Origin of the sequence: Cellulomonas triticagri (genome assembly GCF_003696205.1) — a bacterium.
In the GTDB taxonomy this organism is placed as follows: Bacteria; Actinomycetota; Actinomycetes; order Actinomycetales; family Cellulomonadaceae; genus Cellulomonas; species Cellulomonas triticagri.
In genome coordinates, this window is record NZ_RFFI01000132.1 from 1 (window position 1) to 10,278 (window position 10,278).

The 10,278-nt window shown below is 74.1% G+C and carries 10 protein-coding genes; 9 read left to right on the forward strand and 1 reads right to left on the reverse strand.

The features are described from left to right. Together EBM89_RS17690 and EBM89_RS17695 are read left to right on the forward strand one after the other, a co-directional pair. The coding region (locus EBM89_RS17690) for a thiamine pyrophosphate-binding protein (RefSeq protein WP_233571830.1) at positions 1-673 on the forward strand (673 nt) is incomplete at its 5' end. A gap of 116 nt (positions 674-789) precedes the next feature. Then, the gene (locus EBM89_RS17695) at positions 790-2,601 is read left to right on the forward strand and encodes a S1C family serine protease (RefSeq protein WP_199732186.1); all 1,812 of its coding nucleotides are present in this window, start codon (positions 790-792) and stop codon (positions 2,599-2,601) included. A 159-nt stretch (positions 2,602-2,760) separates the two neighbouring features. Here EBM89_RS17695 and EBM89_RS17700 read toward each other — a convergent pair whose 3' ends face one another. Continuing rightward, a complete protein-coding gene (locus EBM89_RS17700) occupies positions 2,761-4,125 on the reverse strand; it encodes an isochorismate synthase (protein WP_122150958.1) in 1,365 nt (454 codons plus the stop codon). 76 nt (positions 4,126-4,201) lie between these two features. On the opposite strand from EBM89_RS17700, the gene EBM89_RS17705 reads away from it, so the two are divergent. The 7 genes from EBM89_RS17705 to nuoE form a co-directional block, all read left to right on the forward strand. Continuing rightward, positions 4,202-4,903 (forward strand): demethylmenaquinone methyltransferase, encoded by a 702-nt coding sequence (locus tag EBM89_RS17705; protein WP_122150959.1) that lies wholly within the window; start codon positions 4,202-4,204, stop codon positions 4,901-4,903. A gap of 130 nt (positions 4,904-5,033) precedes the next feature. After that, entirely contained in the window at positions 5,034-6,341 is a 1,308-nt protein-coding gene (locus EBM89_RS17710; protein ID WP_122150960.1) for a geranylgeranyl reductase family protein, read from the forward strand. Between the two features lie 131 nt (positions 6,342-6,472). Further along, entirely contained in the window at positions 6,473-6,841 is a 369-nt protein-coding gene (locus tag EBM89_RS17715) for an NADH-quinone oxidoreductase subunit A (RefSeq protein ID WP_122150961.1), read from the forward strand. A gap of 1 nt (position 6,842) precedes the next feature. Further along, on the forward strand, positions 6,843-7,397 hold the full coding sequence (locus EBM89_RS17720) for a NuoB/complex I 20 kDa subunit family protein (RefSeq protein WP_122150962.1): 555 nt from the start codon (positions 6,843-6,845) through the stop codon (positions 7,395-7,397). Continuing rightward, complete coding sequence (locus EBM89_RS17725) at positions 7,394-8,191, forward strand: NADH-quinone oxidoreductase subunit C (RefSeq protein WP_122150963.1); 798 nt, start codon at positions 7,394-7,396, stop codon at positions 8,189-8,191. Before EBM89_RS17720 ends, EBM89_RS17725 begins: the two co-directional genes overlap by 4 nt. After that, positions 8,188-9,546: an NADH-quinone oxidoreductase subunit D gene (locus tag EBM89_RS17730; protein WP_122150964.1), complete on the forward strand. Its 1,359-nt coding sequence runs from the start codon at positions 8,188-8,190 to the stop codon at positions 9,544-9,546. Before EBM89_RS17725 ends, EBM89_RS17730 begins: the two co-directional genes overlap by 4 nt. Continuing rightward, on the forward strand, positions 9,546-10,278 hold a 733-nt coding region (gene nuoE / locus EBM89_RS17735; RefSeq protein WP_122150965.1), incomplete at its 3' end, for an NADH-quinone oxidoreductase subunit NuoE. The genes EBM89_RS17730 and nuoE, both read left to right, overlap by 1 nt.

The window sequence follows — 10,278 nt, forward strand, 5'->3', positions numbered from 1 at the left end:
CACCGTCGACGCGCTGCTGGACGACGACCCGGCCGCCCCGCCGACCCGCGCCACGCCGCCGCTGTCCGGCCCCGCCGCCGTGCGGGTGGTCGCCGCCGCGTGCGCCCCGGACGACGTGCTGCTGGTCGGCGCGTCCAACCCGGTGCGCGACCTCGACCTCGTGGCCCGGTGGGCCGAACCGCCGCTGGTGCTCGCCAACCGCGGGCTGGCGGGCATCGACGGCACGCTGTCCACCGCCGCGGGCGTCGCCCTCGGCCTGCCGCACCGCCGGGTGCGGGCGCTCGTCGGGGACCTGACCTTCCTGCACGACGTCGGCGGGCTGCTGCGCCCGAGCACCGAGGCCGAGCCGGACCTCCAGGTCGTCGTGCTCAACGACGGCGGCGGGTCGATCTTCGCGACGCTGGAGCACGGCGCCCCCGAGCGGGCCCGGACCTTCGAGCGCGTGTTCGGCACCCCGCACACCGCCGACCTCGCCGCGCTCTGCGCGGGCTACGGCGTCCGGCACGTGCGGGTCTCCGACCCCGTCGCCCTGGCTGCCGCGCTCGCGGCCCCCGGCCGGGGGACCTCGGTGGTCGAGGTCCGCGTCGACCGCGCGGACCGCCGTGCCCTGGACCAGCGACTCGCCGCGGACGTCCGGACCGCGATCCGGACGACCCTGACCGACGCCCCCTGACCTCCCGCGCCGCGGCGGGGTCGGCATCGCCGATTCGCAGGAGGCTCTCAGGTTTCCTTGAGCGTGGTTCCAGCGCGTGGGGGTCTCATGGGTGTCACGAACGAGGAGGACATCCCATGAGCAGCACCCCCGAGGGACCGCAGGACGCCACGGGCGCGCCCCAGCCGGAGCGCGCCGACGCCACCGAGCAGGCCGCCGACCGCGCCGCGAGCGCTGCCGGGCAGCAGGACGCCGCGCAGGCGGGCACCGCCGCGACGCAGGCCGTCCCCGCGCCCCCGCAGGACGCCCCGACGCAGCGCATCGCCCCGACCCCCACGCAGCAGCTGCCGTCCGCGCCATCCGGTCCCCAGGGCGGCCCGACGTACCCGGCCGTGCCGCAGGAAGCGCAGGAGCCGCAGGGTCAGCACCACGACCCGCGCCCGCAGCCGCGCTACGGCCAGTACGCGGCGCCGCAGCACCCCGGGTACCCGCAGCCCGGCCAGCAGCAGGGCGCCCCCGGCGCGTACCCGCAGCCCCAGGCCCAGCAGCAGCACGCCGGCGACCCGCTCGCCGCGTTCGGCCGCCCCGAGCCGCAGGACCCGCACCAGTCCCAGCAGGGTCAGCACCAGCCGACCGGCGACCCCGGCTACCCGCAGGCGTTCGGCGCCGAGGGCGGCCCGCAGGGTCCGGGAGGCCCGGGCGGCACGAGGACCCGGACCGACCGCAACCGCCTCTGGCTGCCGGTCGTCGGCGTCGGCGTGGGCGCGGCGCTGCTCGCGAGCCTCGGCACCGCCGCGCTGGTCGGCGCGTTCGACCAGGGCAGCAGCGGGACGCGCGCCGCGGACATCAGCTCCATCGGGCAGTCGTCCACCGACACCGTGCCGGTCTCCGGCTCGTCGGCGGAGAACCCGGACTGGCAGAAGGTCGCCGCGGCGGTGCAGGACTCCGTCGTCGCGATCCAGGTCACGACCTCCTCGGGCGAGGCCCAGGGCTCGGGCGTGATCGTGGACGACGAGGGCCACATCGTCACGAACAACCACGTCGTCGCGGGTGCGCAGGACGGCCAGGTGCAGGTCACGCTCACCGACGGCCGGATCTTCACCGCCGACGTCGTGGGCACCGACCCGACGACCGACCTCGCGGTGATCAAGCTCCAGGACGCCCCGGACGACCTGTCCCCGGCGGCGCTCGGTGACTCGTCCGAGGTCACGGTCGGCGACCCGGTGATGGCGGTCGGCAACCCGCTGGGTCTGGCGAACACGGTCACCACCGGCATCGTCTCGGCGCTCGACCGCCCGGTGTCCACCACCGAGGACGGCAGCAACGAGTCCGTCGTCACCAACGCGATCCAGATCGACGCCGCGGTGAACCCGGGCAACTCCGGTGGCCCGCTGTTCGACGCGCAGGGCCGGGTCATCGGCATCACGTCGTCCATCGCGACGACGTCCAGCGAGTCGGGCTCGATCGGCCTGGGCTTCGCGATCCCCGTGAACCTCGCGGACATGATCGCCAGCCAGCTCATCGCGGACGGCACCGCGGAGCACGCGTTCCTCGGCGTCGGCCTGGTCGACGGCACCGCCACGGCGGACGGGGTCACCCGCTCCGGTGCGCAGGTGCAGCAGGTCACCGAGGGCTCGCCGGCCGCGCAGGCGGGCGTGCAGACCGGTGACGTCATCGTCGGCATCGACGGCAAGGCCGTCGGCGGCGCGCAGCAGCTGACCGGCTACGTGCGGACGCACGCCTCGGGCGACGAGACCACGCTGACGCTGGTCCGCGACGGGAAGTCGATGGAGGTCGACGTGACGCTCGCGGTCCGCGAGGAGACCGCGTCCTCGGGCTCCGGCTCGGACCAGGGCAGCGGCCAGAACCCCGAGGACATGACGCCCGAGCAGCTGTGGGAGTGGTTCCAGCAGCAGCAGGGCCAGCAGCAGGGTGGTGGCCGCGGCTGACGCGGCGCCCCCCACCTGAACGACCCGGGCGGGTCCCCCCTGCCCCGCCCGGGTCTCACCCGCCGGTGACGCCCGTCGCCGGCCCGCGGCCCCCGCGGCACCCCGTCCCCCGGGTGCGGCGGGGGCCGCCTCACGTCCGCGGGCGGAGGGTGGTGCCGGTCAGTCCGAGGCGAGGGCCGTGCGCATGGGGACGAGCTTGGCCCGGGACTCCGCGAGCTCGGACTCCGGGTTCGAGGCGGCGACGATGCCGCACCCCGCGAACAGCCGGAGCCGGTGCGGGTCGTCGGGGTCGACCTCGGCGGAGCGCAGGCCGATACCCCACTCGCCGTCGCCGTCCGCGCCGACCCAGCCGACGGGCCCGGCGTACCGGGCGCGGTCCATGCCCTCGATGCGGCGGATCAGCGCCCGCGCGGCGTCGGTGGGGGTCCCGCACACGGCGGCGGTGGGGTGCAGCGCGGCTGCGAGAGCGAGCGACGTCGGGTGCCCGGCGGTGGCCGCCGAGGGGAGGTCGCCGCCCTCGGCGGGCAGCGGCTCGCCGACGCCCGCGAGGACGCCGGTGACGTCGGACGCGAGGTGCAGCACGTTGGGCAGGTGCAGCACGAACGGCGCGTCGGGGACGTTGGTGGACGAGCAGAACGGGGCGAGCGCGCGGGTCACGGACGTGACGGCGTACTCGTGCTCCTCGAGGTCCTTGGACGAGTGCGCGAGGATCGCGGCGCGCGCGAGGTCGGCGTCGTCGTCGCCGGTGCGCCGGATCGTCCCGGCGAGCACGCGGGAGGTGACCAGGCCCTTCTCGGAGCGGACCAGCAGCTCGGGGGTGGCTCCGATGAGGCCGTCGACGGAGAACGTCCAGCAGGTCGGGTACCGCTCGGCGAGCCGGTGCAGCGCGTGCCGGACGTCGAGCGGCTCGGTGGTCGTGGCGACCTCGTCGCGCGCGAGCACGACCTTGTCGACCTCGCCCGCGCGGATGGCGGCGACGCCGCGGGCGACGACCTCGGTCCAGTCCGCGGCGGCGACGGCGCCGGGGGTGTACGTGACGGCGCCGGGGGAGCGCACCGGGGTGAGCGCCGCGACGTGCCGGGCGACCAGCGACCAGTCGGGGGCGGGGCCGAGCGTCCCGGCGGTCTCCACGACGGTGAGCCAGGAGCGGCCGTCGCGACGCCCGACGACGACGCGGGGGACCACGAGCACGCCGCCCGCGGCGGACTCGTCGTCGAACGCGAACGACCCGAAGGCGACGGGGCCGGTGCCGGGCAGGCGGACCTCGTCGCGGACGACGCTGTGCGCGACCATCCGCTGCCAGGCGCGCTCGGCGTCGGCGAACCGGGTGGCCCCGGCGACCTCGACCCGCGCGGCCTCGCCCCAGCCGACCAGGCCGTCGCCGCGGCGCACCCAGGTCAGCGGCGCGTCGTGGGGCAGCAGAGAGAGCAGGTCGTCGGGGGCGTCGAGGGGGACGGTGCGCACCACGAGCGGCTCCGCGTGGGGCAGGGGCGCGTGCTCGTGGTCGCCGAGGGGGCTGGTCATCGCGGACCAGGGTACGTCCGCGGCGCGTCGCGGGTGGCGCGCGGCCCCGGCCCCGCGGAACTGACACGATGGGGGCATGCCTCGCGCCTCGCTCGACAAGGACCCGCACGACGTCGCCTCGATGTTCGACGGTGTCGCCCGCCGCTACGACCTGACCAACGACGTGCTGTCGCTGGGGCAGGACCGGATGTGGCGCAAGGCCACGCTGAAGGGCCTGGACGCCCTGCCGGGCGAGACGGTGCTGGACCTCGCGGCGGGCACCGGCACGTCGAGCGAGCCGCTGGCGGACGCCGGGGTGCGGGTCGTGCCGTGCGACCTGTCGACGGGGATGCTCGCGGTGGGCAAGCTGCGCCGCCCGGACCTGCCGTTCACGGCGGGCGACGCGACGGCCCTGCCGTTCGCGGACGGGTCGTTCGACGCGGTGACGATCTCGTTCGGCCTGCGCAACGTCGTGGACACCGTGGGGGCGCTGCGGGAGATGCGCCGCGTGACGAAGCCGGGCGGCCGCCTGGTGGTGTGCGAGTTCTCCACCCCGACGTGGGCGCCTTTCCGCACCGTGTACTCCGGGTACCTCATGCAGGCGCTGCCGAAGGTGGCGCGCGTGGTCGCGAAGGAGTCGGACGCGTACACGTACCTGGCGGAGTCGATCCGCGACTGGCCGGACCAGCGGGGCCTCGCCGCGCTGCTCCAGGAGGCCGGCTGGCGCTCGGTGGCGTACCGGAACCTGTCCGGCGGGATCGTCGCGCTGCACCGCGCGAGCAATCCTGGGACGAATTAGCCGGCATTCATGGGACGAAAGTCCCGGCAAAGTTCGCCAGCAGCAGGGACGCTACTGAGGCAAACCTTCGCAGACACGAGAACAGTCTTCTCCTAGACTCGGCCCGTAACAGGTGTGAAGGCATTCACAAATGGGGCGGACTGTGCAGACTGGTCAGAGCGACGACGCGGACGTCATCGTCGTCGGTGCCGGACCCGGTGGGTCGGCCGCGGCCTACCACTGCGCCGCCGCGGGCCTGTCCGTGCTGCTGCTCGACAAGGCGTCCTTCCCGCGCGACAAGATCTGCGGCGACGGCCTGACGCCCCGCGCGGTCGCCGAGCTGACGCGCATGGGCGTGCCGCTGCGCGAGCAGGACGGCTGGATCCGCAACACCGGCCTGCGCGTCGTCGGCGGCGGCCACACCATCGAGCTGCCCTGGCCCGAGCTGTCGTCCTACCCGTCCTACGGGCTGGCCCGCTCGCGCATGTCGCTGGACCACCTGCTGGTCGAGCACGCGCGCGCCGCCGGGGCCAAGGTCCAGGAGCGCACCAACGTCACCGGCCCGCTGCTCGACGAGCGGACGGGCCGCGTGATCGGCGTCGAGGCCCGTCCCGTCGACGCGGACGGCCGCCGTGCGGGGGACCCCGTCACCTACCGGGCGCCGCTGGTCGTCGCCGCCGACGGCGTCTCCGCCCGCCTCGCCACCGGCATGGGCCTGGAGAAGCGGATGGACCGCCCGATGGGCGTCGCCGTCCGGACCTACTTCCGCACCCCGCGGCACGCCGACCCGATGATGGAGAGCCAGCTCGAGCTCTGGGACGGCCCGCCCGGACGGTCCAACCTCATGCCCGGCTACGGCTGGATCTTCTCGCTCGGCGACGGCACCGCCAACGTCGGCCTCGGCTCGGTGGCCTCGACCGCCGCCCCGACCAAGGTCGACTACAAGGACCTCTTCGCGACCTGGATGCGCAACGCCCCCGCGGAGTGGGAGTTCACGCCCGAGAACCAGATCGGCCCGGTCCGCGGCGCCGCCCTGCCCATGGGCTTCAACCGCGGCCCGCTCTACGGCCGCGGGCTCATGCTGGTCGGCGACGCCGCCGGGATGATCAGCCCGTTCAACGGCGAGGGCATCGCCTACGCCCTGCAGGCGGGCCGCGTCGCCGCGGACGCCGCCGTGCAGGCCACCGCCCGGGGCACCGCCGCCGGGCGCGAGCGCGCGCTCGCCTCCTACGGCGCGCGCATGAAGGACGACCTCGGCGGGTACTACACGCTCGGCCGGGTCTTCGTGAAGCTCATCGAGCACCCGCAGGTCATGCGCGCCTGCACGAGGTACGGCCTGCCTCGCCCGCTGGTCATGCGCTTCGTGCACAAGCTGCTCGCGGACTGCTACGAGCCCCACGGCGGAGACTGGGTCGACCGCACCATCGCCGGCCTCGCACATCTGGCGCCGGCGTCATGACCGCGCCTCCCTGACCGGGGGCGCACCCGGCCTCGCCCGCCGGACCGCGCCCCGCCCGACAGCGCACCACCCGTGGCACCGACGCCGCAGAGCCCCACGGAAGCACTCCACCCCCCACCGGGAGAGCACCGATGACCAACCCGTACGTCCCCCTCCTCGTCATGATGGGGGTCGCCGCCGTCCTCGCGGTCGGCGGACTCGCCGCCAGCGCCGTGATCGGCCCGAAGCGCTACAACCGCGCCAAGCTCGAGGCCTACGAGTGCGGCATCCAGCCGACCCCGCACGCCATGGGCGGCGGGCGCTTCCCGGTCAAGTACTACCTCGTCGCGATGACGTTCATCGTCTTCGACATCGAGGTGGTCTTCCTCTACCCGTGGGCCGTCGACTTCACCGAGCTCGCCCTGTTCGGGCTCGTCGCGATGGTGGGTTTCCTGGCGCTGATCACGGTGCCGTTCCTGTACGAGTGGCGCCGCGGCGGCCTGGAGTGGGACGAGGACTGACATGGGTATCGAAGAGGCTGCTCCCTCGGGGTTCCTGCTGACGTCGATCGAGACGTTCGCGGGCCTGGCCCGCAAGGCGTCGATGTGGCCGGTGACCTTCGGGCTCGCCTGCTGCGCGATCGAGATGATGGCGACCGGCGGGTCGCGGTTCGACATCTCGCGGTTCGGCATGGAGGTGTTCCGCGCCTCCCCGCGCCAGGCCGACCTGATGATCGTCGCCGGCCGCGTGAGCCAGAAGATGGCCCCGGTGGTCCGGCAGGTCTACGACCAGATGGCCGAGCCCAAGTGGGTGCTGTCGATGGGCGTGTGCGCCAGCAGCGGCGGCATGTTCAACAACTACGCGATCGTCCAGGGCGTCGACCACGTCGTGCCGGTGGACATCTACCTGCCCGGCTGCCCGCCGCGCCCGGAGATGCTGCTCAACGCGATCCTCGAGCTGCAGCAGCAGGTCAAGACCGCGCCGCTGGGCAAGGACCGGGCCGAGATCGCCCGCGAGGTCGAGACCGCGGCGCTGCGCGCCGAGCCGACCTCCCACATGACGGGACTGCTGCGATGACCGACGAGAAGCGCGACGCCGCGGCGGCCGCCAAGGCGGGCACCGCGGGCGCCGCCGACGCGGGCGCGCAGACGACGAGCGAGGCGGCCCTGGAGGCCGGGGCCCAGCACGTCCCCGCGAACCGCACGCTCCCGCTCGAGGTCGTCACCGAGCGGCACGGCATGTTCGGCGTGCACGGCACGGGCGACACCTCCGGGTTCGGCGGCCTGGTGCAGACCGTGGTGCTGCCCGGCCCGAGCGAGCGGCCGTACGGCGGCTGGTTCGACGAGGTCGTGGACGTCCTCACCGAGCTGCTGGACGCGTCCGGCACCGGCGCGGACGCCGCGCTGGAGTCCGTGGTCGTGGACCGCGGCGAGCTGACGCTGAACATCGCCCGGGCCCACCTGGTCGAGGTCGCCACGCACCTGCGCGACGACCAGGACCTGCGGTTCGAGCTGTCGCTCGGCGTCAGCGGCGTGCACTACCCGCACGACACCGACCGCGAGCTGCACGCCGTCTACCACCTGGTGTCGGTCACGCACGGCCGGCGCCTGCGCGTCGAGGTCGCGGCCCCCGAGGGCGACCCCACCATCCCGAGCACGGTCGACGTCTACCCGGCGAACGACTGGCACGAGCGCGAGACCTGGGACTTCTTCGGCATCCGGTTCACCGGTCGCACCGACCTGGCGCGGATCGAGATGCCGGACGACTGGCCCGGCCACCCCCAGCGCAAGGACTACCCGCTCGGTGGCATCCCGGTGGAGTACAAGGGCGCCACCATCCCGCCCGCCGACCAGCGGAGGCAGTACTCATGAGCACGCACACCCCCCACGCGCCGAGGGCGACCGGGCACGTGGTCGACGGCGAGACCGTCGGCCTGCGCACGTTCGAGGCGACCGGCGGCGACTGGTCGGACATCGCCGAGGAGGCGGCCCGGCTCGGCGAGCAGCGCATCGTCGTCAACATGGGCCCGCAGCACCCCTCCACGCACGGCGTGCTGCGCCTCATGCTCGAGATCGACGGCGAGACGGTGACCGAGGCCCGCGCGGGCATCGGCTACCTGCACACCGGCATCGAGAAGAACATGGAGTTCCGCACCTGGACCCAGGGCGTGACGTTCTGCACCCGCATGGACTACGTCGCCCCGCTGTTCCAGGAGGCGGCCTACTGCCTCGCGGTCGAGAAGCTGCTCGGCATCACGGACGACGTGCCCGAGCGGGCCACGCAGATCCGGGTGCTGATGATGGAGCTCAACCGGATCGCCTCGCACCTCGTGTGCCTGGCGACCGGCGGCAACGAGCTCGGCGCCACCACGATCATGACCATCGGGTTCACGGCCCGCGAGGAGATCCTGCGGATCTTCGAGCTCATCACCGGCCTGCGGATGAACCACGCGTACATCCGCCCCGGCGGCGTCGCGCAGGACATCCCCCCGGGCACGCTGGAGCAGGTCGGCGAGGCGCTGGCCGGCGTGAAGAAGTACCTCACGCAGCTCGAGGACCTCATGCTCGGCCAGCCGATCCTCAAGGGGCGGCTGCAGGGCGTCGGCGCCCTCGACCTCGCGGGCTGCATGGCGCTCGGCATCACCGGCCCGATGCTCCGCTCGACGGGCCTGCCGTACGACGTCCGCAAGGCCGCCCCGTACTGCGGGTACGAGACCTACGACTTCGACGTCCCCGTCTCCGAGGGCGCGGACTGCTGGGACCGCATGGTCCTGCGCATCGAGGAGTGCTACCAGTCGATGCGGATCGTCGACCAGGTCGTGCAGCGCCTCGGCGCGGGCAGCCCCGGCCCGGTCATGGTCGCGGACAAGAAGATCGCCTGGCCCGCCCAGCTCGCGGTCGGCAGCGACGGCCAGGGCAACTCCCTGGAGCACATCCGCGAGATCATGGGCACCTCGATGGAGGCCCTGATCCACCACTTCAAGCTGGTGACGGAGGGCTTCCGGGTCCCCGCCGGCCAGGTGTGGCAGACCGTCGAGCACCCCCGCGGCGAGCTCGGGGTGCACCTCGTCTCCGACGGGGGCACCAAGCCGTACCGGGCGCACTTCCGCGACCCGTCGTTCAACAACCTGCAGGCCGTGTCGGTGCTGTGCGAGGGCGGGCAGGTGGCGGACGTCGTCTGCGCCGTCGCGTCCATCGACCCGGTGCTCGGAGGGGTGGACCGCTGATGTCGACCATCGACCACCCGCGCATCCCCGGATCGGGGCGTCCCCGCGCGGTCTACGACGACGCGACGCGCGAGCGCCTGGCCGCCGACGCCGCGCAGGTCGTCGCCCGGTACCCGGACGCGCGGTCCGCGCTGCTGCCGCTGCTGCACCTCGTGCAGTCCGAGGACGGCTACGTCAGTCCCGCGGGCGTCGCGTTCTGCGCGGGCGTCCTCGACCTGTCGACCGCCCAGGTGTCCGCGGTCGCGACGTTCTACACCCAGTACAAGCGCCGTCCGAACGGCGAGTACACGGTCGGCGTCTGCACCAACACGCTGTGCGCGATCATGGGCGGCGACGCGATCTGGGAGGACCTCACCGACCGCCTCGGCATCGGGCACGACGAGACCACCGCCGACGGCAAGATCACGCTCGAGCGCATCGAGTGCAACGCCGCCTGCGACTTCGCGCCGGTGATGATGATCAACTGGGAGTTCTTCGACAACCAGACGCCCGACTCGGCCGCCGAGGTCGTCGGGCGGCTCATCGCGGGGGAGCCGGTCGCGCCGACCCGCGGCCCCGCGCAGGTGCAGACGTTCAAGCAGGTCTCCCGCGTGCTCGCCGGGTTCCCCGACGGCCTCGCGGACGAGGGCGTCGCGGCGGGCGAGCCCACGCTGCGCGGTCTGGCGCTGGCGCGCGAGCGCGGCTGGACCGCCCCGGCGGTCCCCGGCGCCGAGCCGGCCGCCGCACCCGAGC

Bases quoted from the DNA above. Each gene is read 5' to 3' on its own strand.
- EBM89_RS17695 (WP_199732186.1), top strand. From the start codon at position 790: ATGAGCAGCACCCCCGAGGGACCGCAGGACGCCACGGGCGCGCCCCAG.
- EBM89_RS17700 (WP_122150958.1), bottom strand. From the start codon at position 4,125: ATGACCAGCCCCCTCGGCGACCACGAGCACGCGCCCCTGCCCCACGCG.
- EBM89_RS17705 (WP_122150959.1), top strand. From the start codon at position 4,202: ATGCCTCGCGCCTCGCTCGACAAGGACCCGCACGACGTCGCCTCGATG.
- EBM89_RS17710 (WP_122150960.1), top strand. From the start codon at position 5,034: ATGGGGCGGACTGTGCAGACTGGTCAGAGCGACGACGCGGACGTCATC.
- EBM89_RS17715 (WP_122150961.1), top strand. From the start codon at position 6,473: ATGACCAACCCGTACGTCCCCCTCCTCGTCATGATGGGGGTCGCCGCC.
- EBM89_RS17720 (WP_122150962.1), top strand. From the start codon at position 6,843: ATGGGTATCGAAGAGGCTGCTCCCTCGGGGTTCCTGCTGACGTCGATC.
- EBM89_RS17725 (WP_122150963.1), top strand. From the start codon at position 7,394: ATGACCGACGAGAAGCGCGACGCCGCGGCGGCCGCCAAGGCGGGCACC.
- EBM89_RS17730 (WP_122150964.1), top strand. From the start codon at position 8,188: ATGAGCACGCACACCCCCCACGCGCCGAGGGCGACCGGGCACGTGGTC.